Source organism: Pseudomonas sp. MDT1-17 (genome assembly GCF_054898105.1).
On record NZ_JBUBVM010000001.1, the window covers coordinates 772,536 to 792,882 of the forward strand.

The window sequence follows — 20,347 nt, forward strand, 5'->3', positions numbered from 1 at the left end:
TTCCCGAAAGGGGCTTGTGAGACTCTGTGGATCCTGGGCAACCAGCCATCGCAGAGCCAGACAGGGCGGGGGCTATGTCGAACCGACCTGTTTGAGACGGCGCTATTGTGGCGAGGGAGCTTGCTCCCGCTGGGGCGCGAAGCGGCCCCAAAAGAAAGGACTGCTACGCAGTCCAGCGGGAGCAAGCTCCCTCGCCACAGGTTACTCATTGCTCGCAGCGTTTCTTTATCTGCCGGGCATTGCCTCGTTACGACCAACGCCGAAAGATCAGCGACGTATTAACCCCACCAAACGCAAAATTATTGTTCATCACGTACTGGTTGCTCATCTGCCGGAACTCGCCGCGCAGGTAATCGAGCTTGCCGCAATGCGGGTCGACGTCGTCGAGGTTGAGGGTGTGGACGTACAGGTCGCGGTTCAGCATTTCGATGCTGAACCAGGACTCCAGCGCACCGCAGGCTCCCAGGGTGTGACCGAGGAAGCTCTTCTGCGAGCTGATCGGCATGTGTTCGCCGAACAACGCGCTCGTTGCCAGTGTTTCGGCGATGTCGCCCTGTTCAGTCGCGGTGCCGTGACCATTCACGTAGCCAATGTCAGAAGGCTGTATTCCGGCGTCTTCCAGCGCCAGTTCCATGGCCCGGCGCATGGTGGTTTGCTCCGGCCGGGTGGCGTGCTGGCCGTCGGCGTTGCTGCCGAAACCGACGAGTTCGGCGTGGATGTGCGCACCGCGAGCCAGTGCGTGTTCGAGTTCTTCGAGCACCAGCATGCCGCCGCCTTCACCGATCACCAGGCCATCGCGGTCGCTGTCATAGGGGCGTGGGGAAGTCTGCGGCGCATCGTTTTTCAGGCTGGTGGCGTAGAGCGCGTCGAAGACCATGGCTTCGGTCGGGCACAGTTCTTCGGCGCCGCCGGCGAGCATCAGCGGCAAGCGGCCGAACTTGATCGACTCGTAGGCGTAACCGATGCCCTGACTGCCGCTGGTGCAAGCGCTGGAGGTCGGGATCAACCGACCGGTGAGGCCGAAGAAGATGCTGATATTTGCCGCCGTGGTGTGCGGCATCATGCGCACGTAGGAGTTGGCGTTCAGGCCCTCGGCCACCGAGTTGAGCAGCATGTTGCCGAACGCCTTGATCTCATCGGTGCTGCCGGTGGATGAGCCGCAGGAAACGCCCATGCGCCCGTCCTTGATCGATTCGTCACCCAACAGCCCGGCATCGGCCAATGCTTTTTCCGCCGCACCGACCGCCAGGCGCGAGACCCGGCCCATGCTGCGCAGTTGCTTGCGGGTCCAGTGGCTCGGCACTTTGAAGTCATCGATCGGCCCCGCCAGGCGCGTGTTGAGTTCGGTGAAGCGATCCCACTCGTCCATCCGGCGGATGCCGCTGCGGTTGGCGGCGAAGTTGCTGGCGATGGTGTCCCAATCGCTGCCCAGTGAGGTGATGCCGGCCATGCCGGTGACGACGACGCGCTTCATCAGCACAGGCCTCCGTTGACGGCCAGAACCTGCCGGGTGATGTACGACGCTTCCGCCGACATCAGGAAATTCACAGCGCTGGCCACCTCTTCAGGTGTGCCCATACGTTGTGCGGGAATCATTTTCATCAGTTCTTCCACCGGCACGTTTTCATCGAGCATCGCGGTGTCGATCAAGCCGGGTGCGACACAGTTAACGGTTATTTTGCGCTTGCCCAATTCGATCGCCAACGCCTTTGCCGCACCGATCAAGCCGGCCTTGGAGGCGCTGTAGTTGACCTGCCCACGGTTGCCGATCAACCCGGAAACCGAGGTGATGCAAACAATTCGTCCGGCCGCGCGGCGACGAATCATCGGCATCATGACCGGGTGCAGGACGTTGTAGAAACCGTCGAGATTAGTGCGCATCACCACATCCCAATCATCCTCGCTCAGGGCTGGAAAAGCACCGTCGCGCGTCAGACCGGCGTTAAGCACCACGCCGTAATAGGCGCCGTGGGTTTCCACGTCGGCGTCGAGAGTGGCTTTGCAGCTGGCGCGGTCGGACACGTCGAATTGCAGAATGCGCACGTTGCGCCCCAAGGCTTCGATGTCGGCCTTCACGGCTTCAGCGTCCACAAGGCCACTGCGGCAATGCAGCACGATGTCATGCCCGGCCTGGGCCAGACGCAAGGCGATGGCGCGGCCGATGCCACGGCTGGAACCGGTGACCAGTACGGATTCAGTCATGGCTGGGTTCCTTTTGAAGAGCCGGTAGATTCATGAAGATATTGAGCGGCCTGAGGCGGACGGAACACGTTCAGACGAGCGGTGGCGTGAATGCCGGGGGCGGTGATGTGGCATTCGAACACGCCCATGCCGTTGTCGTCTTCCAGCGAGCGTATTCCGTGGATGGTCAGCTCGGTGCCGGCGGGGAAGTGCTCGACGTTGCATTCGAATTTCCGCGTGCCGAGCAGAAACCCCAGCTCCACTGCATCTCCACGCTGGCGGGCATGGCAGCCGGCGTAGGCGGCGACGCTCTGGGCCATCAATTCGATGCCGACCCAGGCCGGCAGGCTGCCGTCCGGGCGGTTGAACAGGCCATCGGGTTTGACCGTGAGGCGGGTGTGAATCTGCTCGTCATCGAACGCCAGGATCTGCTCGATAAAGATCATGTCGCCAGCGTGCGGCAGCAGTTCGGCGATCGGCCAGTCAATCATGGGGCGTCTCCGATAATCAGGCTGACGTTGTTGCCACCGAAGGCAAAGGAGTTGCTCATCAGGTAGCGAGGTGCAATGGACGCCAGGCGATCGGCCGGGGTCACCCAATTCAGGGCTGGCAAATCGGGATCCGGCTGGCCGTCCCAGACGTGGGGTGGCAGGGCGTGCTCGCGGTTGCCTGCACTCAGGCTCAACCAGCAGAACGCCGCCTCCAGAGCGCCGGCCGCGCCGAGGGTGTGGCCGGTCATGGGTTTGGTCGACGAACACGGCACACCTGCCGGAAACAACGTCGCCACCGCCAGGCTTTCCATGGCGTCGTTGTGTTGCGTGGCGGTACCGTGCAGGTTCAGGTAATCGATCTGCTGCGGTTGCAATTCTGCTTGGCTCAAGGCTTTCCGCATTGCTTGCTGGGCGCCACGGCCGCTGGGTTCCGGTGCGGAAATGTGATGCGCATCAGAGCTGGCGCCACTGCCAAGCAAGGCAATTGGCTGGCTGTCGCCAACACTTTTGCTCATCAAAAACAGCACTGCCGCTTCGCCAATGTTGATGCCGTTACGGTTCACCGAAAACGGATTGCAGCGTTGCCCGGACACCGCTTCCAGCGCCGAGAACCCATTGAGGGTCAGCTTGCACAGGCTGTCGACACCGCCGCACAGCACCGCGTCGCACACGCCCAGGTCCAACAATCGCTGAGCACTCATCAGCGCTCGGGCGCTGGAGGTGCAGGCCGTGGAAATCACATAGGCCGGGCCGCTCAGTTGCAGCCAGTCGGCGAGGAAGTTCGCTGGAGCGCCGAGTTCCTGTTGCTGGTAGTCGTAATCGGCCGGGAACTGATGCTCGCGGATGTAATGGGCCAGGCCGCGACTGGCTTCGTCGATGCCCGAAGTGCTGGTGCCCAGAACAATACCGATGCGGCTGCGACCGTAAGTCTGGATCGCCTGGTCGATGTCTTCGCGGATTTGCAGCGCAGCTTCCAGCAGCAATTGATTATTACGGCTGCTTTGCTGCGCAAGCTCAGCCGGGATCGGTGCCAGTTCACCTTGGACCGCGGCCACGGGCAGCGACCGTCCTGCCACCCAGCCGGCCTCATTGCGCATGCCCGAGCAGTCACCGGCAAACAGGTTGCGGGTGACTTCGTGCTTGTCACGGCCCAGGGCGCAGATCACCCCGAGGGCGTTCAGGTAGGCCGTCATGGTGTGTCCCCACTGAGCGGCGTGACTTGATATTTCGGACCTTTGGGCAGGTTCAATTCAAAGCTCATGGGTTGTGAGTAACGGACTTCCCAGTGCGCTGGCAAGGACCGTTGTGAGCCATGCTGCCACGCGGCGGGATAGTTGCCCGAGAGTTCATCTTTGGGCGTCAGCGCAAACAGCAGCGCGGCGAACAGCTCTCGCGCTTCCGGATTGGGTGGCAGCAGACCGTCAGCCTGCCACTCGCCGTCGACCAGTTTCTGGCGTGCCTGTGGAATGCCCAGCAAGTCCATCATCGACCAGCGAATCCCTAAGCCTTCACGCTGGATCACCAGCACCCAGTCCTGCCGTTGGTCAGCCACCAGACGCTGGATGTGCAGTTGCAACGGCAACGGCAGGTTTGGGGTGTGCTCGGGCAGCGGTGCCCGGCTGGCACAGGCGCTCAGCAACAGGACAGCGCCGAGTAGCAGAAATCGCAGCACCACCGCACACCCTGTGGGAGCGAGCCTGCTCGCGAATGCGTCGGCCCATCCAACACTTTTGTTGACTGACACACCGCTTTCGCGAGCAGGCTCGCTCCCACAGGATAGGTACTTTGAGCCACTGACAATGAACATCAAACACACCTTTCAAGGGGTTTGCGCGCGACCACGTTGACCAGGGTTTCTTCCCGTTGGCCAACGGGTTTTGGCTGGCGCAGACCCAAGCGTTCAAACAGGCCGAAATCCTTGGCGCGGCTCCACCACAAGTATGGATATGACACGTTTTGCGGGCCGAATTCGAAACCCTGTTGGCGAATCATGTCCAGATACCCGGCGGCGCTCTTCTGCACGTGCATGGGATGGCGGAACAACCAGCGGATCACCCAAGTATCAATGTAAGCCTCGGTGGATTCGGCGAACAGCAGATAACCCCCGGGTTTGAGTACGCGGTAGAACTCGGCCAGTGCTAGTTCCTGCTGCACCAGATGATGGAAGGTCTGGTGACAGAACAGCAGGTCGACGCTGGCGTCCGGGACGTTGATGCTCGCGCAATCGCTGCCGATCAACTCCACCTCCACGCCCTGACGGACAGCTTCTTCGCCGGCCAGGTTCAGGCTGTGCGGGTCGGCGTCCAGGCCGATCAGGCGCTGGGGCGCAAAGGTCTGGCGCAAGTACTGAAACGACCTGCCCTGACCGCAACCGGCATCCAGCAGCACCGGGTTGCTCGGCGGTGTTTCGCTGAACAGGCTGCGCAAATCGTTGATTGCCACTCGCAATACATGGTGCTGCCAGGTGTGGCTGCGCAGAAACCACAAACCGAAACGGGTTTCTTCGACGTAGGTGTCGCTCAGGTAGCTCATGTGGCATCCCGTGCGCAAAGCTCCGAGAGCATCCGCAGCCGGCGCTTGGGTTCGGTGACGAAGGGATTGCGCTCGTCCCAGGCATACCCGGCCAGAATCGAACTGATCATGCGGCGAATATCGGGCGAGCCGCCCTCATGATAAATCACGTCCTGGAACGTCCCGGCGTACCAGCCTTCGACGTAGCAACGGAAGGTGTCGACGCCGCGCTTGAGCGGGAGGGCGAACTCAGTCTGCCAGTCGACACGTTCGCCTTGCAGTTGGCGATGCAGAACCCCGGCGGCCATGCTCGCCGAGCGCATGGCGATGGTCACGCCAGAGGAGAACACCGGGTCAAGAAATTCCGCCGCGTTGCCGAGCAGTGCAAAGCCTGGGCCGTGAAGGGTTTTGACGTTGGCCGAGTAGCCGCCGATGGTTCGGGCAGGCGTATCCCACACGGCGTTTTTCAGCACACCGGCCAGGCTTGGGGTTTCAGCAATAAACCCACGCAGGCACTCGTCCAGATTCTCAATGCGGCCTTCGAAGTGTTCGGCTGCCGCAACCACGCCCACCGAGCAACGACCGTTACTGAACGGGATGGTCCAGAACCAGATATCGCGGTGGATCGGGTGGGTGGTGATGAGGATTTTTTCCCGCTCGAAGGCCGGGTTCTCGATGTGGTCTTCGACATGGGTGAAGACTGCCTGGCGCACCGGGAAATCCGACGGTGCTTCAAGGTCGAGCAAGCGCGGCAACACGCGGCCGTAGCCGCTGGCATCCAGCACGAAATCGGCTTCGACGCGGTACTGGCTGCCGTCTTCGCGAAGCACATCGAGCTGTGGTTTCGGCAGGTTAAAATCGACGCTGACGATGGCTTCGCCGTAGCGAACGTCCACGCCTTGCAGCGCGGCCTGATCGGCCAGCAGCTTGTCGAAATCGGCACGCTGGACCTGGAAGGTGGTCGGCTTGCCGTTGCTGAAGGTGTCGCCGAAATCAAAGGCGCTGTACTGCTCGCCCCAAGCGAATGCCGCACCGTTTTTCAACTGGAATCCTGCGGCGTTCACGGCCTCGAGCATGCCGGCTTCTTCGACGAAATCCAGGCAGTGGGACAGCAGGCTTTCACCGATGGAAAACCTTGGGAAATGCTGGCGTTCGATCATCAAAACGTCGTGACCTTTGCGCTTGAGCAGCGCGGCGGCGATGGCGCCCGATGGACCTGCACCAATCACCACGACCTGACGATGTTCCATTTCAACTGTTGGCACGGGGGCTCCTTGCCGGGACGGCGATGTTCAAAGGGGTTCGGTGCATGCCGGCGAGTGCCGGCAGCAGTGTCGCGATCAGGCCCATCACCATCAGCGCAAAGTACAGCGCCGGACTGATGAGGTGTTGTTGCAGCAGCAGATTGAGAAAGACGATCTCGCTCAAGCCACGGATATTCAGCAAGACACTTTCCCGCCAGCGACTGGCGCCTTCAAACGAGGCGCCGGCCCAGCCGAGGCCCAGCCAGTTGCCCAGCAGTTTACTGGCAATCGGGAACAGCAGCAGTGCGCTCAGTTGCACCCAGCCGAGGCTGGCTATGGCGCTGTGGACGTTGATTTGCACGATGCCGAACGTGAGGATCAGCGGGATCGCGATGTACGTCTGCAAGTGACTCATCCAGATCACCGGCAACGGCAGCACCAACGGCACTTTGAGCGCGGCCATCCACAGCAGGTAACCGATGCCGAAAATCAGTGCGTTGAGCCTGAAGTGTTCCGCCACGACCAGCAGTGCGAAAAAGCACCCACTGTGCAGCAACGGCTGGCGCAATCGGAACAGGCGCAGCAGCAACGGCAAGCAGGCGCCGGCCAGCGGCAGCAGCAGGCTGCTCAGTTGCAGGCTGCCCTGGGCGATGGCGAACAGGGTCCAGCAGGTGAGGTCGATGAGGATCGCGGTCTGCACCAGTCGCCGGGTGGCGGCGGGCGGGTAGTTGATGTGTCGCAGGTACAAATACAACACTGGAATCGCGGTGATGGCGAACAGCAAGCCGACCGCCAGTGAACTGATCCAGGGTTGCGGCGGTAACAGCCAGACCGCTGTCGCGAGACCGCAGGCAAACGGAATGGAGAAACTCGGCAGGGCGATTTTCAGGCTCTGGCGGTCGAGTCGCAGGTCGATCACGTCACTGAGAATGTGCCCCAGCAACACGGCAAAACTCAGGCTGTAGAGGTTTTTAAGCCAGGTCGGCGCAACCAGCGCGGCGCCGCTCAATTGCCACTGGGGTTCGATCCAGAAGTACATCAGCAGCGGCAGGCCGAAGGTGGCCAGCAGCAACTGGCTGACGATCGGGATCACGCCGAAGTGACGACCGACACGGGTGGCCACCGCGAACAGTGCCAGGGCCATTGCCCAAAACAAGGCGATCATCATGCGGCAGACTCCGCGACCGGTGTGGCGTGAATCTGGCGTCCGGCCCAAGGCGCAAGAATGAAGCTGAAGGCCAGGCCCAGGCTAACGGACAGGCCGAAGTTGCTCACCGCCGGCGTGCTGGACACCGCCAGCAGACCGAACGATAGCCAGGTGGTCAGCGCCGCCAGCAAGGTGCCCAGCAGGCTCACGGCAGCGCCGCCGACCTGTTCGCGCATGAGGATCGCGTAATCGACGCTGATGGCCGTCACCAGCAGCAGGCCGAACAGGCTGAACAACGTCAGCGGTTGCCCCAGCCAGCCGAGACTGGCCAGGCTGCACAGCGCGGCCAGCAGCGGCAGGGCGACGATTCGCAGCGCGCCGCCGAAGCCGAACGGCAGGATCAGCACCAGCACGATCAGCACACAGGAAGCGAGTTTCAACTCTGCGGCACTGACCTGAGTCGCGGCGAACACGTTGTTCAACTCACCGAGGCGATCCACCAGTTCCACGCCCGGCAAATCCACCGCCTGGACCCGCAGCAGTGAAGGGGTGTTCAGGCCTTGCAGGCTGACCATCGCCGCTACGCCGTCATCGGTCGGCCCCAGCCACAGTGCGCGATAGGGTTCGGCCAACGGACCGACCAGCGCCGCGTCGATGTCTTCGGTGGGCAGTGCCTGCAACTTCGTGAGCTCTGCCTGCAGCGCCTCGGCGGGCACGCCGAGATCGAGCAGCGGTTGCCAGAACTGCGGCAACTTGTTCAACGCTTCGCGCACTTGCTGCTGTTCGGTCGGTTGGCTGACCAGTTGATTGAGCGACAGATAACCCTGGAGTTTTTCCAGGTTGACCAACTGATCCAGCCGCTCGCTCAACGCGGTTTGGCGTTCCAGCAGTTGCTGCTGATTGGCCGCGCGCACCAGGAAGAACTGGCTAGTGGGTTGATAGCCCGTGATGCGCGCAATGGTTTGTGCTTCGTCAGTCAGTTGCTGCGGTGCACCGACCCATTGGCGAATGTCGTTTTTGGTGTCGAGCTGCAACAGACCGCCCACACAAAACGCAATCAGCAGCGCCAGCAGCACCGGCGTACTCGCGAATTTGAGCAACGCTTCACGGCGCCCCAGCAAATACTCGGAAACCCGCAGTGGCCATTGCGCCGGTCGCAGGTCGACGCCTTTGAGCAGTGCCGGCAGCAGGCACACCGCGGACAAATAAGCGCCGAGCAGACCGGCGGCAGAGAACACGGCAATCTGGGTCAGCGCCGGGAACGGTGTCCAGGCCAGGGCCAGGTAGCCGATGCAACTGGTGATCAGGCTCAGCGTCAGGCCCGGCAACGTCAGGCGCAGGGCCGGCCAACTGTGCCAGGGTTTCAGGCTCCAGCTCTTGGACAGGTAATGCAGCGGGTAATCGACCGCCACGCCGATCAGGCTCGAACCGAGCACCAGCGTCATCACGTGCATATGGCCGAACAGCGCCACGCAGGCCACCGCACCGAAGAGCATGCCCACCAGCACCGGGACAAAGGCCAGCAACACCCGCCAGCGCCGGAAGGCCAGCAGCAACAGCAATAGAATGCCCACCGTGGCACCGCCACCGACCCAGGTCATTTCTCGCGTCGCTTGCTGTTGACCGGCTGCAGCGTAGAGCAGGCCGCTGGCAGCAATCAGCTGCACGTCGGCCTGGGCGGCCTCTTCGCGGCTGTGTTTGAGCAGGTCGGCCACTTGCAGCGGCAAGTTCATGTCGAAGGCGTTGCCCGTGGTTCGCGAGCGCAGCAGCACCCAACTCTTGCCGTCGGCATCGGCGACCAGCGCACCACTGCCGATGTCCAGTTGCACGGCACCGTGTTGCGGCTGGCTGTTCTGGATGCGCCCGGTCAGGCCCAGCCAGTCATCCTGGCTCGGCACCAGACTGAAACCGGTGAAGGGGTCGAACAGCGCTTGCACCCTTTGCTGGATAAACGCGTCGGGATGCTCGATCAGCTGCTTCCGATCGGCCGCCGAGAGCATCGCCAGTCGGCCTTGCAGTAATTGTGTACGTAATGCCGGGAGGTCGGCTTGCAGGTTCCATTGGACCTTTTCGAACAAGCCGCTCGCCTGCCATTGCTCACCCAGTTTCTGCGCCATGGCGACGGCTTGCTGGCGATCGGTATGGCCCACCAGCACCAGCATTTCGCGGTTCAGCGGTTCTTGCATGCGTTGTTCGGCGCGCAGTTCCAGCGCGTCCGGCACCGTGCCTGGCACCAGTTCCATCAGGTTGGCCGACAGCGGCGCCCCGTCACGCCATTGCCAACCGGCGAGCGCAAGCACCGCCAGCAGCAGGATCAGAAACAGCCGTGGAAGACTCCGTTCACTCGGCAAAGTCATGTTGCTCCGCATCGCTCAACGGTTGGGTGCTGGTGCTGTCTTGCATACGTAAAAGCGTGCTGTCGCCCTGGGTTTCGAGCAGCTCGATGCTGTGCACCAGTTCGCCGCCGGCAATGTTGATCTGAGTGAACACCTGCTTGAGCAGCATTGAACGCGGGGTCAGCGTCAGCTTCCAGTTCTGCGCATCGCCGCTCAGCGAAAGCTCGAAATCCCGTTGCAGCCCGCTGCTGTCGCCTTGCAGTACGGCGAGGAACAAGCGGTTCTGCTCGGCGCCAGCACTCTTGCTCGGGAGCATTTGCCAACCGTTGGCGTCACGCCGGGCAATGCCTTTGTCGCTGATGCGGTAATCCTGTTGCAGCGGGGTTTTCAGCAGCCAGAGCAAGCCGTGGTTTTTAGCGAGGACGAAAGTGCCCTTGCTGGTCAACGGCTGGGGCAGGGCGCGCAGGTGTTTTTCCTGGATGAAGTGGCCGTGGATCACATCGGGTTTGGCCAATTGATCGCTGAGTTGTTGCAGATCGAATGCATGAGCGATCGATGACAACCCAAGCAGCGCCAAAGCGCCGAGGCATTTGAAGATCGGGGTCATGCGAGCATCCTTTCAACAGCGTCGGTGAACACCTTGGGTGAAGCCAACAGCATTTCGCGGCTGCTCATGTCGACGGCGACCTGCACGGAACTGGCGCGGGTCAAGCGTTCGCCGGTTTGCAGATCGCTGATCAGGTAGCTGATCTTCAGACGGTTCTCCCACTCCACCAGGTTGGCGCGCACGTTCAACTTCTGGCCGAACACCGCGCCGCGCACATAACGCAATTGCAGATCAATCACCGGCCATGCGTAACCGGACTCGACCATGGCGTCGTAGTTGTGGCCGATCTTGTCCAGCAGCGCGCAGCGGGCGACTTCCAGGTATTTGACGTAATGGCCGTGCCAGACCACGTTCATGGTGTCGACGTCAAAGAACGGCACGAGGATTTCCGTATTGGTGTGAAACACTCCCTTGCTACGCATGCAGCCTCCAGTGTTGCTCGGCAATACGCTTCAGACACAGGCGCAATTCGCCTTCCAGCGCACGGTCTTCAATGACCGGCGGGAAGTCTTTCGCCAGCTCGAAGTGCATGGCGGCCAGGGCTGGCGGCAATGGACGGGCATCCTCGGCCTTGCTGCGCAGCCAGACGCCTTGGTTGGCGGCCAGCAGGGTGGCGGCGGCGACCTGTTCGGTCAGCTCCAGCACGCGAATCGCATCGCGGGCGGCGATGGTGCCCATGCTCACTTTGTCCTGGTTGTGGCACTCGGTGGAGCGCGAGAAGACACTGGCCGGCATGGTGTTTTTCAGCGCTTCAGCGGTCCAGGCACTGGTGCCGATCTGCACGGCTTTGAAGCCGTGGTTGAGCATCGCGCGATCCGCGGTGGCGCCGGACAGGTTGCTCGGCAAACCGTGGTTGTAACGCTCGTCCACCAGCAACGCGAGTTGACGGTCGAGCAAGTCGGCGACGTTGGCCACCAGGTTTTTCAGGCTGTCCATGGCGAACGCAATGTGGCCGCCATAGAAGTGCCCGCCGTGCAGCACGCGCTCGGCTTCGGCGTCGATGATCGGGTTGTCGTTGGCACTGTTGAGCTCGATCTCGATGAACGAGCGCAGCCAGTTCAGGCTGTCGGCCAGCACGCCGAGGACGTGGGGTGCGCAACGCAGGGAGTAACGGTCTTGCAGGCGATGCAGCGGCGCGGTCGGCGCGTCGATCGCCAGGTCCTTGCGCAGCCACGCGGCGACTTGCATTTGCCCCGGATGCGGCTTGGTAGCGAACAGGCGCTCGTCGAAGTGCTCGGGGTTGCCTTGCAGCGCGACCACGTTCAACGCGGTGATGCGGGTGGCCAATTGCAGCAGGTAGTCGGCGCGGGCATAGGCCAGGCAGGCGAGGCCGGTCATCACGGCAGTGCCGTTCATCAAGGCGAGGGCTTCTTTCGGGCGCAGTACCAGCGGCTCCCAGCCCAGTTCGCGGTGCACGTCGGCGGCGAGCCAGCGTTCACCCCGGAACATCACTTCGCGCTCGCCGGACAACGTCGCGGCGACATAGGACAGTGGCGTCAGATCACCACTGGCGCCCACTGAACCTTCTTCCGGGATCAGCGGCAGAATGTCGTGTTCGAGGAAGGCTTGCAGGCGTTCCAGCAGCTCCACGCGAACCCCGGACACGCCGTGGCACAACGACTGCAAGCGCGCCGCCAGCACCGCGCGAGTCGCCTGCGCATCGAGCAGTTTGCCCAGGCCGCAGCCGTGGAACGTATACAAATGACGGGGCAACGCCTCGACGTGATGCAGCGGCACCGCGACCACGCAGGAATCGCCGTAACCGGTGGTCACGCCGTAGATCACGCCTTCCTTGTCCAGCAGGGAGTCAAGGAATCGCGCGCCCTTGGCGATCCGCTCGCGGTACGCAGGGTCGCCCTGCAACTGCGTCGGCACCTGACGATTGGCCAGGGCCAGCACGTCTTCGATGCGCAAAGGGAGTTCGCCGAAGGTTACCGGCTCAAGCGTTGGCGTCGTCATCGGTCTTCCAGAAAGGGTAAAAGTTAAACCATTGTTGAGGCGCTTCAAGGCAATAGTGACCCAAGCGTTCGGCATAGCGGGAGGCCCACTGATGAATGACCTGCTCGCGGTCGCTGCGTTTCCACACCACGGCCTCGGCGAACGGTTCGAGGGTCAGTCGATAGTCGCCCGTCGGTTTCTTCAGGCACAGCATCAGGTTGATCGGGCATTTCAGCAGACCGGCCAGCAACCATGGCCCCTGAGGGAACGCAGCTTGATGGCCGAGGAAGTCCACGGTCACGCTACGCCCGCCATGCAGCGGCACGCGGTCGCCGGCAATCGCCAGCCACTCGCCGCGCTCCAGGCGCTCATGCAGTTGCAGCATGATCAGCGGGTCCAGCTCGCTGACCTGGATCAGGCGCAGATTGGTCGCGCCGGCTTCGCCCAGCAAACGGTTGAATTGCTCGGCGTGCTTGGTGTGCACCAGCACGTTCATCGTGACTTTTTCGCCGATCTCGGCCAACGCACGGCAGACCTCGAGATTGCCCAGGTGCGCGCCCACCAGCATCTGCCCGCGGGTGCCGCGCAGTTGCTTGCGCAGCAATGCCGGGTCGATGATTTCAATCTGCTCGATGCTCAGCTTGCCGTTCCACACGTCGAGTTTGTCGAGCATGGAGTCGGCGAAGGCCATGAACTGGCCGAACACCCGCCAATGGGTCGGGCGCAATTCGTTGCGACCACTCCAGTCGGCGAGCCGTTGCTGGTATTGCCAGGCGCTACGGCGAGCGCTGCGACCGAACAGGAAAAAGTACAGGACGATGCCGTACAACAGCGGACTCAGCAGCCGACGGCCCAGCACTTTGGCGCAGAGTGCGGTGAATTTCATCAGCCAGAAGCTGCCGCGCTCTTCGCGGTCAGCCCAGTGCTTTTTATCCGCGTCAGCACTCATGCTCGCCACCGTCGCCAGAGAATCACCGGCGCCCGCAGCAACATGCCGAAGAACAGCCGGGTGTGCATGCTCGTAATCAGCACATTGTCGTGGAACAGGCGGAAATGCGAGACGCCATCCAGCGGGTAATGGACTTTGGTTTGCAGCCATTGCATGGGGAGATTGCGCCACGCCAGTCGCACGAGAATGTCCGAGTCGAAGTCCATGCGCTTGCCGATCTTCACCGAATCGATCAGCGCCAGGGTCGGTGGTAACGGGTAGACGCGGAAGCCGCACATGGAATCGCGAATCTGCAACGACAGGGTGTTGATCCAGACCATCACATGAGTCAGGTAACGGGCGTACAAACGACCTTTCGGCACGCTGGCGTCGTATTGCGGATAGCCGCAGATCACCGCCTCGGGATGGGCGCGTGACTGTTCGATGAAGGTCTGGACGTCTTGCAGATCGTGCTGGCCGTCGGCGTCCACCTGCAAGGCATGGCTGAAGCCCAGGCGCGAGGCTTCGCGAAAACCGGTCATGACCGCGCCACCCTTGCCCTGGTTGGCGCCGAGTCGGATCAGGTACACCTTGTCGCGCCGGGCCAATTGATCGAGCACCTTTGCGCAGGATTGATCGCTGGCATCGTCCACCAAAATGCAGGGCAGGCCGCAGGCAATCAGCGCATCGACCACGGTGGTGATGGCGGTTTCGTGGTTGTAGACCGGGACCACGGCGCAGGGGTTATGCATGTTGGCTCACACCTGAAAGACCGAGTTGTCTGCTTCGCGAGCAGGCTCGCTCCCACAAGGGATTTGTGTTCGGCGAAAATCTAATGTGGGAGCGAGCCTGCTCGCGATTGAGTGCGCAGCACTCACCCAAGTTACGCATCACCCTTGGCCTCCACCAAGATCCGCCCACTTGAGCAGGTGGCGGTCTCGTTGCGATAGGCGAAATACAACTTGCTGCGCGTCGGATCGAAGCGCAAGTGCAGCTGGACTTCATCGCCGGGGCGCACCAGTTGCTGGAATTTCAGCACTTCCATGCCGGCGAATTTTGCCGGCAGGTCCATCAATTGCTGGCCCAGTGTTAACGCCCACTCCACTTGCACCACACCGGGCAATACCGGCGCCTGGGGAAAATGGCCGCTGAAGTAGGCGAGGTCGGGGGGTACCGCCAGTTGCAGGCTCCACTCACCATCGACTTCGATCTGCTCCAGCACCTCCGGCGCCTTTGGGCGCGGTGCCAGCAGCACGGCTTCAACGGTGGCCTGGGGCAGTTTGCCCTGAGCGTTCAGCGGCAGATGCCGCAGCAGGCGCCAACGGCGTGGCAAAGCCAAGGCTTCGCAATGCTGGCTCAGATGTTGACGCAGTTCTTGCGTGAGGGTGCGTCGCCCCTGATTACGCAAGGCATGCAGGCCTGACTCGGTCAGCACCAGCAGCGCGCCCAACGAAGCACGGTTTTCCTGAACCACGCCAAGACGTGCTTCGGCAACCCAGTCGTGGGCCATCAGGGCCTGTTCCAGCATCGGTAGCGAGATACGTTTTTCTTCCAGTTTGACGATCCGGTCCAGCCGTCCGAGCAGTTCGAATCGGCCGTCGGCAGTGATTCGCGCGGCATCCGCGGTGTGTTCGATATGGCCGTGCGGCAAGTACGGCGAAGCAATGAGCAGGGCGCCGTCGCTGTCCTGGCTCAATTCAATGTCAGCAAAGGGCTGCCAGAGATCCTGGCCCTGACGCCAGGCGATGCCGCCGGTTTCCGAGCTGCCGAGGATTTCCGTCGGCCATTGCTGCAGGCGTTGCTGAAGGCTTTGCGCGGCCTCGGCCGGCAATGCACCGCCGGAGGAAAATACTCGGCGAACCGCACTTAAAGCGGGCCAGTCGAGGTTGTCGCCCATGCGCTTGAGCAGCGCCGGGCTGGCGACCCAGGCAAACGCCGGGTGTTCGCGGCTGGCGCGTTGCAGGTCTTCAGGGAATGCCAACTGCTTGCGCACAAACGAGCGCCCGGCGCACAGCGGCCACAGCACTCGAAACAACAATCCGTAAATATGCTGAGTGGCGACGCTGCCAATGATGCAAGCCTGGCCCAGATCGGCTCCCCAGAGCCGCTCCAGCGCTTCGACCTCATTGGCCAGTTGGTGCAGGTTTTTGTCGATGCGCTTGGGCTCGCCACTGGAGCCGGACGTGCACAGGCTCAGCGAACAACGATCCAGATCCAGTGCGGCAGGCATCAACGGCGGATGCCGGTAATCGCTCAGGTGCGCGTCATCGGCCTGATCGGTCAGCCACAGATCGACTTCGGTCGACCAGCGCTGTCGAGTCTGGGCTTGCAGGTCCGCGGGCAGCAGCACGCTGACCCCGGCACGCCAGGCACCCAGCAGGGCAATCGCCAGGTCGGCGGCGTCCTCAAGGTGCACGGCAATGCGCCGCACACCCTGGGCTTGCAGGCCCGCGGCGAGGCTCAACGCCTGTACGCACAGTTGCGCGTGATTCAGCGCCGGTTCGGCCGTCACGGCACGTTCCGGTTGCGCCTTGAGCAACAGGTGCTCAAGTTTTATCCAATTCATGGGTGGCCTCGTACCCGTTGTCGTATAAGCCATTCAATGGCAAACAGCAGGCCCATCAATCCGTAGGAAATCAGGCCGGTGTACAACATCCACCAACTCAGCGGCGCCCAGAGGGTCAGGGCGGCGGCGAGCAAACCGTTACAAAGGAAAAACACGCTCCAGACGATTGTCACCTGGCGCGTATAAACAATCGCCTTGGCCGGCAGTTGCGGTTCACGCAAACGCGCCAGGCGTTCGATGATCGGCGGGCCGACTATCAAGCTCAGTCCAAACAACCCGAGCATGAACGCGCTGATCAGCACCGGGTACCAGCGCAGCAACAGCGGGCTGTCGAACAGCGCCAGCAACAGGCAAAAAACGATCGCGGTGACCGCCATCCACAAGCTGCCGGGGCGGCGCGCGCCGAGCAGTGCCCGGGCCAGCCACAGGCTGCCCAGCAGCAGACCGAACTGCCATGGGGCGAAATGCTCCATGCCGAAATACACCGCGAAGGGGTACAGCAGGCCCACCAGCAGCAGGCCAAGGCCGATCAATCGACTCATGCGGCCGGCTGAACCAGGCGGTAGACCGCCTCGACCACGTCGCTGACGGTACGCACGGTTTTGAATTCTTCGGCAGCGATTTTCTTGCCGGTCTGGCGTTTGATGTGATCGATCAGGTCGACCGCGTCAATGCTGTCAATTTCCAGGTCCTGATACAGGTTGGATTCGAGGCTCACGCGCTCGGGGTCCAGCTCGAAGAGTTCGACCAGAGCATCGCGCAGGGTGTTGAAGATGTCGTCACGAGTTTGCATGGTCCGGTCTCAAGCTGCCTGTTTTGCAGTGACGAACGCCGCAAGGCTCGCCACGCTGCTGAAATGATTGCGGGTGTCTTTGGCGTCGGCGTCGATTTTGATGCCGTACTTTTTCTGGATCGCCAGGCCGAGCTCCAGGGCGTCAACCGAATCCAGGCCCAGGCCTTCGCCGAACAGCGTCTGGTCGTCGCCGATGTCTTCGACGCTGATGTCTTCCAGGCCCAGGGCGTCGATGATCAGTGCTTTGATTTCCTGCTTGAGACTAAGAGTGTGCAGATCGCTCATCTTCGGCGAGCTCCTTAATAAAGTAATGATGCAAATAGTCATTGAGCTTGCGCGAGGCCTGTGGAGCAGGGCCCTGCGCGGCGAAGGCTTGTGGGTCTATATCGGCCCCGACACGGAAACTGAAGTGAACGCGACGTTTGGGGATCCGATACCAGGGTTCGGCCTTGGTCAATGTGGTCGGGCTGACCTTGATGATCACCGGTGTGAGAATTTTCGCACCGCGCAACGCGATCGCCGCAGCACCCCGATGGAAGGATGGTGGCTGACCCGGTTGGGTGCGGGTACCTTCGGGAAAGATGATCAGGGTCTGGCCGCTTTTAAGCGCATCGGCAGCGGCATCGAGCATGTCCATGCTGCCGTCGTTGCTGATGTATTCGGTGCTGCCTAGCGGGCCGCGGGTAAAAGGGTTCTCCCAGAGGCTTTTCTTGACTACACAGTTGGCGTGGCGCACCAGGCCGATCAGGAACACCACATCGATCAGCGACGGGTGATTGGCGATGATCATTTGCCCGCGGCGACCGAGTTTTTCGGCGCCCTGGATGTCGTAAGTCAGCACGCCGGTGCGAGCCATGAATCGCACAAAAAACCAGAACAGACGAGCGACGGTCTGCCGCGCTCGCCGCCGGTGTGTCCGGGCATCGCCGGGCAGGCAGTTCAGCAGCGGAAAAACCACCACGCGCAGGCACAGCCCGCCCAGCCCGAACAGGGTGAAGCTTGCGGCGGTAGCCAGCAGGCGCCAGTAATAGGCGTCGCGGTTTTTATCGGTTACAGGTTGCGTTGCCAGGTCCATACACGATTTTTCCAGGCATGTTGGCAGGTTGTCTGCTGGCCGAGCAGGGTACGCAATAGGTTCAGGGCATGGGGCCAGTGGGCTTTGGACAACGCATCCGAGGTGCTGTTCAGGGACAGCTGCCAGTCGTTGCCGGGGGTGATCAACAGACCGACCGCGTAAGGGAAGGGCACGTCGTCGATCCAGGTCGAGTAGGCTTCGGGCGGCTGCTCTTCGGTGACGACCAGCAGCACCGCGGGTGCGCCTTCGCCAAGCAACGCCGCAGCCTCTAGCATGCCGTGTTCAAGGCCATCGCCGGCTGCAGCGAGGGCAGTCATTTCGCTGGTTTCACCCCGCATGATCGACCACAGGCCGATGATCGCGTTGTGCACGGACAGGCTGAATTGAGTCGGCGACAGCGGCTGATCGGCAGCCAGATCGCTGAGAATATCGAAGGTGCGCGGGGTTTCGCCGTGGCGAGAAATAAAGACCAACGGTAGGTCCTGGCGACCATCGGCCAAAGGCCAGCCGACACTGAACGCCATCCGCGCCAGACGACTGAGTCGACGGCGCTGCATGGCCGGCAAAAACGAGACATCGGGGGCGGCATCGCTGCTCGCAAGCACGACCGGATGTTGGCTCCAGGTCTGCCAATCGTCCACGCTTTCGAGCCCAGGGGCCCACGCGTGCCATTGGGCGATGTTGAAGTTGATCACAGACATACATCCCGCCCCTGCGGGCTTCCTTGACGCGGTGAGTCGCAAAAAGCGCGAACTACCTTACGTGGCGCTTGGCGCCGAGTGGCGCGCATTATCCCGTTGCTGCGGGCGTGTAGCAAATGATGGTTACATTTTGCTCAATGAAATGTACCGTTTGGTTCGCCCATCGCTGTCGTTTGGCCATTATCCATATAACCGGCCTATCTGTCGGCTCTGTCAGCAAGCAATGCATGACTTCACGGTTTTTTCCGCGTGAGTTCACACCTGACTGTGTAGTCCCTATGCCGGCGAGGTAGCAAAGCACCGTTGTGGACTACTACACTCGGTCATTCTTTGATACACGGAGGTTTTGACATGCGGCGCGTGGTGTTCAATCAGAAAGGTGGCGTTGGCAAATCCAGCATTGCCTGCAATCTGGCGGCGGTCAGCGCCAGCGAGGGCTATCGCACCCTATTGGTGGATCTAGATGCTCAGGCCAACTCCACTCAGTACCTGACAGGCCTCACCGGGAATGATATTCCGATGGGCATTGCCGACTTTTTCAAACAAACCCTGTCTTCCGGACCGTTCTCGAAGAAAAACCAGGTCGATATCTACGAAACGCCGTTCGACAACCTCCACGTCATCACCGCCACTGCCGAACTGGCTGACTTGCAGCCCAAGCTTGAGGCCAAACACAAGATCAACAAGTTGCGAAAATTGCTCGAGGAACTGGACGGCGATTACGACCGGATCTACCTCGACACCCCGCCAGCCCTGAATTTCTATGCGGTTTCGGCTTTGATTGCCGCTGATCGTGTGCTGATCCCCTTCGATTGCGACAGCTTCTCGCGTCAGGCGTTATACGGTCTGCTGGCAGAAATCGAAGAATTGAAGGAAGACCACAACGAAGGGCTGGAAGTCGAAGGGATTGTCGTTAATCAGTTCCAGGCTCGTGCCAGTCTGCCCCAGCAAATCCTCGACGAACTGATCGCCGAAGGCCTGCCGGTGTTGCCGGTGTACCTGGGTAGTTCGGTGCGCATGCGTGAATCACACCAGGCCAACACGCCGCTGATCCACCTCGATCCGCGTCATAAGCTGACGCAGCAATTCGTCGAGCTGCACAAACTGCTGGAAAGCACCTGACTGCTCGTCAGATCCCTTGGCTACGCAACCAGCTTATCAACTGCGGTAACGGGAAGGCCCCGCTCTGGCGTGCGACTTCCCGGCCGTTCTTGAACAGAATCAGACTCGGGATCGAACGGATCCCCAGCTGCGCCGACAGCTGCTGGTTCGCCTCGCTGTCCAGCTTGGCCAGCCTACACTTGCCCGCCAATTGCACCGCCGCCTGCTCAAACACCGGCGCAAACGACTTGCACGGCCCACACCAGTCCGCCCAAACGTCCACCAGCAATGGCAGATCACCCTTGATCTGACTGGCGTAATCGCCTTGCTTCAATTCGAAGGGTTTGGTCGACAAGACCTCGGCCTTGCAGCGGCCACATTTTGGGTGATCGTTGAGGCGTGAGGCAGGGATGCGGTTGAGGCCGTTGCAGTGGGGGCAGGGGATGAGGAATGAGTCGGTCATGCGGATGATCCTGTAAAGAAGCCGATGACCTCTATGTGGAGACGTCTGCTCACATTTTCAATCGTGCAGAACGACGTGGCATTTCTAGGCTGAGAGAGCGCCGGCTGCACCATTGGTCTGCTCGTGAATAGCCAAAGCGAGCTGCCTGGCGTCGGCACCCAATCGGTGGTCTCCGAGATCTTGAGCGGCAAGCGTCATCTCAACCTGCGGCAGATCCGCTGGTTGGCCGAGCACTTCGGAGTGTCGGTGGAGACCTTTATCTGAC

The 20,347-nt window shown here is 61.5% G+C and carries 22 protein-coding genes and 1 pseudogene; 2 read left to right on the forward strand and 21 right to left on the reverse strand.

Annotated elements, in window-relative coordinates; all coding sequences use genetic code 11:
* Window positions 1–247 precede the first annotated feature (247 nt).
* The 20 genes from ACYZTX_RS03445 to ACYZTX_RS03540 all read right to left on the reverse strand — a co-directional run bounded on the left by ACYZTX_RS03445 (window position 248) and on the right by ACYZTX_RS03540 (window position 18,518).
* Window positions 248–1,474 carry a beta-ketoacyl-ACP synthase gene (locus ACYZTX_RS03445; RefSeq protein ID WP_462032951.1) on the reverse strand — a complete coding sequence of 409 codons (1,227 nt, stop codon included), beginning with the start codon at window positions 1,472–1,474 and terminating at the stop codon, window positions 248–250.
* Window positions 1,474–2,202, reverse strand: coding sequence for a 3-oxoacyl-ACP reductase FabG (gene fabG, locus ACYZTX_RS03450; protein WP_462032952.1), 729 nt, complete (start codon window positions 2,200–2,202; stop codon window positions 1,474–1,476). The genes ACYZTX_RS03445 and fabG overlap by 1 nt, the downstream gene beginning before the upstream one ends.
* Window positions 2,199–2,672: a hotdog family protein gene (locus ACYZTX_RS03455; RefSeq protein ID WP_462032953.1), complete on the reverse strand. Its 474-nt coding sequence runs from the start codon at window positions 2,670–2,672 to the stop codon at window positions 2,199–2,201. The genes fabG and ACYZTX_RS03455 overlap by 4 nt, the downstream gene beginning before the upstream one ends.
* Window positions 2,669–3,865 (reverse strand): beta-ketoacyl-[acyl-carrier-protein] synthase family protein, encoded by a 1,197-nt coding sequence (locus ACYZTX_RS03460; RefSeq protein WP_462032954.1) that lies wholly within the window; start codon window positions 3,863–3,865, stop codon window positions 2,669–2,671. The genes ACYZTX_RS03455 and ACYZTX_RS03460 overlap by 4 nt, the downstream gene beginning before the upstream one ends.
* Window positions 3,862–4,344 (reverse strand): hypothetical protein, encoded by a 483-nt coding sequence (locus ACYZTX_RS03465; RefSeq protein ID WP_462032955.1) that lies wholly within the window; start codon window positions 4,342–4,344, stop codon window positions 3,862–3,864. The genes ACYZTX_RS03460 and ACYZTX_RS03465 overlap by 4 nt, the downstream gene beginning before the upstream one ends.
* Before the next feature lie 134 nt (window positions 4,345–4,478).
* Window positions 4,479–5,204 (reverse strand): class I SAM-dependent methyltransferase, encoded by a 726-nt coding sequence (locus ACYZTX_RS03470; protein ID WP_462032956.1) that lies wholly within the window; start codon window positions 5,202–5,204, stop codon window positions 4,479–4,481.
* Window positions 5,201–6,448, reverse strand: coding sequence for an NAD(P)/FAD-dependent oxidoreductase (locus ACYZTX_RS03475; protein ID WP_462032957.1), 1,248 nt, complete (start codon window positions 6,446–6,448; stop codon window positions 5,201–5,203). The genes ACYZTX_RS03470 and ACYZTX_RS03475 overlap by 4 nt, the downstream gene beginning before the upstream one ends.
* Window positions 6,435–7,595, reverse strand: coding sequence for a cation:proton antiporter (locus tag ACYZTX_RS03480; protein ID WP_462032958.1), 1,161 nt, complete (start codon window positions 7,593–7,595; stop codon window positions 6,435–6,437). The genes ACYZTX_RS03475 and ACYZTX_RS03480 overlap by 14 nt, the downstream gene beginning before the upstream one ends.
* A complete protein-coding gene (locus ACYZTX_RS03485) occupies window positions 7,592–9,931 on the reverse strand; it encodes an MMPL family transporter (RefSeq protein WP_462032960.1) in 2,340 nt (779 codons plus the stop codon). Before ACYZTX_RS03485 ends, ACYZTX_RS03480 begins: the two co-directional genes overlap by 4 nt.
* Window positions 9,915–10,517, reverse strand: a complete 603-nt coding sequence (locus ACYZTX_RS03490; RefSeq protein WP_462032961.1) for an outer membrane lipoprotein carrier protein LolA — start codon at window positions 10,515–10,517, stop codon at window positions 9,915–9,917. Before ACYZTX_RS03490 ends, ACYZTX_RS03485 begins: the two co-directional genes overlap by 17 nt.
* Window positions 10,514–10,939, reverse strand: coding sequence for an acyl-CoA thioesterase (locus ACYZTX_RS03495; RefSeq protein ID WP_462032962.1), 426 nt, complete (start codon window positions 10,937–10,939; stop codon window positions 10,514–10,516). The genes ACYZTX_RS03490 and ACYZTX_RS03495 overlap by 4 nt, the downstream gene beginning before the upstream one ends.
* A complete protein-coding gene (locus ACYZTX_RS03500; RefSeq protein ID WP_461976344.1) occupies window positions 10,932–12,476 on the reverse strand; it encodes an HAL/PAL/TAL family ammonia-lyase in 1,545 nt (514 codons plus the stop codon). Before ACYZTX_RS03500 ends, ACYZTX_RS03495 begins: the two co-directional genes overlap by 8 nt.
* Window positions 12,457–13,404, reverse strand: a complete 948-nt coding sequence (locus ACYZTX_RS03505; RefSeq protein WP_462032963.1) for an LpxL/LpxP family acyltransferase — start codon at window positions 13,402–13,404, stop codon at window positions 12,457–12,459. The genes ACYZTX_RS03500 and ACYZTX_RS03505 overlap by 20 nt, the downstream gene beginning before the upstream one ends.
* On the reverse strand, window positions 13,401–14,135 hold the full coding sequence (locus ACYZTX_RS03510; RefSeq protein WP_462032964.1) for a glycosyltransferase family 2 protein: 735 nt from the start codon (window positions 14,133–14,135) through the stop codon (window positions 13,401–13,403). The genes ACYZTX_RS03505 and ACYZTX_RS03510 overlap by 4 nt, the downstream gene beginning before the upstream one ends.
* A gap of 131 nt (window positions 14,136–14,266) precedes the next feature.
* A complete protein-coding gene (locus ACYZTX_RS03515) occupies window positions 14,267–15,949 on the reverse strand; it encodes an AMP-binding protein (RefSeq protein WP_462032965.1) in 1,683 nt (560 codons plus the stop codon).
* A complete protein-coding gene (locus tag ACYZTX_RS03520; protein ID WP_462032966.1) occupies window positions 15,946–16,491 on the reverse strand; it encodes a COG4648 family protein in 546 nt (181 codons plus the stop codon). Before ACYZTX_RS03520 ends, ACYZTX_RS03515 begins: the two co-directional genes overlap by 4 nt.
* Window positions 16,488–16,742 (reverse strand): acyl carrier protein, encoded by a 255-nt coding sequence (locus ACYZTX_RS03525; RefSeq protein WP_017336166.1) that lies wholly within the window; start codon window positions 16,740–16,742, stop codon window positions 16,488–16,490. Before ACYZTX_RS03525 ends, ACYZTX_RS03520 begins: the two co-directional genes overlap by 4 nt.
* 9 nt (window positions 16,743–16,751) lie before the next feature.
* Window positions 16,752–17,027 (reverse strand): phosphopantetheine-binding protein, encoded by a 276-nt coding sequence (locus ACYZTX_RS03530; protein ID WP_462032967.1) that lies wholly within the window; start codon window positions 17,025–17,027, stop codon window positions 16,752–16,754.
* On the reverse strand, window positions 17,005–17,817 hold the full coding sequence (locus ACYZTX_RS03535) for a lysophospholipid acyltransferase family protein (RefSeq protein ID WP_462032968.1): 813 nt from the start codon (window positions 17,815–17,817) through the stop codon (window positions 17,005–17,007). Before ACYZTX_RS03535 ends, ACYZTX_RS03530 begins: the two co-directional genes overlap by 23 nt.
* Window positions 17,793–18,518, reverse strand: a complete 726-nt coding sequence (locus ACYZTX_RS03540) for a beta-ketoacyl synthase chain length factor (RefSeq protein ID WP_462032969.1) — start codon at window positions 18,516–18,518, stop codon at window positions 17,793–17,795. Before ACYZTX_RS03540 ends, ACYZTX_RS03535 begins: the two co-directional genes overlap by 25 nt.
* Before the next feature lie 351 nt (window positions 18,519–18,869).
* Here ACYZTX_RS03540 and ACYZTX_RS03545 point away from each other — a divergent pair, with 351 nt between their 5' ends.
* The gene (locus tag ACYZTX_RS03545; RefSeq protein WP_462032970.1) at window positions 18,870–19,640 is read left to right on the forward strand and encodes a ParA family protein; all 771 of its coding nucleotides are present in this window, start codon (window positions 18,870–18,872) and stop codon (window positions 19,638–19,640) included.
* A gap of 7 nt (window positions 19,641–19,647) precedes the next feature.
* On the opposite strand, the gene trxC is transcribed toward ACYZTX_RS03545, so the two are convergent.
* Entirely contained in the window at window positions 19,648–20,082 is a 435-nt protein-coding gene (trxC, locus tag ACYZTX_RS03550) for a thioredoxin TrxC (RefSeq protein ID WP_462032971.1), read from the reverse strand.
* A gap of 129 nt (window positions 20,083–20,211) precedes the next feature.
* Between trxC and ACYZTX_RS03555 the strand changes: the two are divergent.
* Window positions 20,212–20,346 (forward strand): annotated as a pseudogene (locus ACYZTX_RS03555) (transcriptional regulator); the annotation flags it as partial.
* Window position 20,347 lies beyond the last annotated feature (1 nt).

Bases quoted from the DNA above. Each gene is read 5' to 3' on its own strand.
- ACYZTX_RS03445 (WP_462032951.1), bottom strand. From the start codon at position 1,474: ATGAAGCGCGTCGTCGTCACCGGCATGGCCGGCATCACCTCACTGGGC.
- fabG (WP_462032952.1), bottom strand. From the start codon at position 2,202: ATGACTGAATCCGTACTGGTCACCGGTTCCAGCCGTGGCATCGGCCGC.
- ACYZTX_RS03455 (WP_462032953.1), bottom strand. From the start codon at position 2,672: ATGATTGACTGGCCGATCGCCGAACTGCTGCCGCACGCTGGCGACATG.
- ACYZTX_RS03460 (WP_462032954.1), bottom strand. From the start codon at position 3,865: ATGACGGCCTACCTGAACGCCCTCGGGGTGATCTGCGCCCTGGGCCGT.
- ACYZTX_RS03470 (WP_462032956.1), bottom strand. From the start codon at position 5,204: ATGAGCTACCTGAGCGACACCTACGTCGAAGAAACCCGTTTCGGTTTG.
- ACYZTX_RS03480 (WP_462032958.1), bottom strand. From the start codon at position 7,595: ATGATGATCGCCTTGTTTTGGGCAATGGCCCTGGCACTGTTCGCGGTG.
- ACYZTX_RS03485 (WP_462032960.1), bottom strand. From the start codon at position 9,931: ATGACTTTGCCGAGTGAACGGAGTCTTCCACGGCTGTTTCTGATCCTG.
- ACYZTX_RS03490 (WP_462032961.1), bottom strand. From the start codon at position 10,517: ATGACCCCGATCTTCAAATGCCTCGGCGCTTTGGCGCTGCTTGGGTTG.
- ACYZTX_RS03495 (WP_462032962.1), bottom strand. From the start codon at position 10,939: ATGCGTAGCAAGGGAGTGTTTCACACCAATACGGAAATCCTCGTGCCG.
- ACYZTX_RS03500 (WP_461976344.1), bottom strand. From the start codon at position 12,476: ATGACGACGCCAACGCTTGAGCCGGTAACCTTCGGCGAACTCCCTTTG.
- ACYZTX_RS03505 (WP_462032963.1), bottom strand. From the start codon at position 13,404: ATGAGTGCTGACGCGGATAAAAAGCACTGGGCTGACCGCGAAGAGCGC.
- ACYZTX_RS03510 (WP_462032964.1), bottom strand. From the start codon at position 14,135: ATGCATAACCCCTGCGCCGTGGTCCCGGTCTACAACCACGAAACCGCC.
- ACYZTX_RS03515 (WP_462032965.1), bottom strand. From the start codon at position 15,949: ATGAATTGGATAAAACTTGAGCACCTGTTGCTCAAGGCGCAACCGGAA.
- ACYZTX_RS03520 (WP_462032966.1), bottom strand. From the start codon at position 16,491: ATGAGTCGATTGATCGGCCTTGGCCTGCTGCTGGTGGGCCTGCTGTAC.
- ACYZTX_RS03525 (WP_017336166.1), bottom strand. From the start codon at position 16,742: ATGCAAACTCGTGACGACATCTTCAACACCCTGCGCGATGCTCTGGTC.
- ACYZTX_RS03530 (WP_462032967.1), bottom strand. From the start codon at position 17,027: ATGAGCGATCTGCACACTCTTAGTCTCAAGCAGGAAATCAAAGCACTG.
- ACYZTX_RS03535 (WP_462032968.1), bottom strand. From the start codon at position 17,817: ATGGACCTGGCAACGCAACCTGTAACCGATAAAAACCGCGACGCCTAT.
- ACYZTX_RS03540 (WP_462032969.1), bottom strand. From the start codon at position 18,518: ATGTCTGTGATCAACTTCAACATCGCCCAATGGCACGCGTGGGCCCCT.
- ACYZTX_RS03545 (WP_462032970.1), top strand. From the start codon at position 18,870: ATGCGGCGCGTGGTGTTCAATCAGAAAGGTGGCGTTGGCAAATCCAGC.
- trxC (WP_462032971.1), bottom strand. From the start codon at position 20,082: ATGACCGACTCATTCCTCATCCCCTGCCCCCACTGCAACGGCCTCAAC.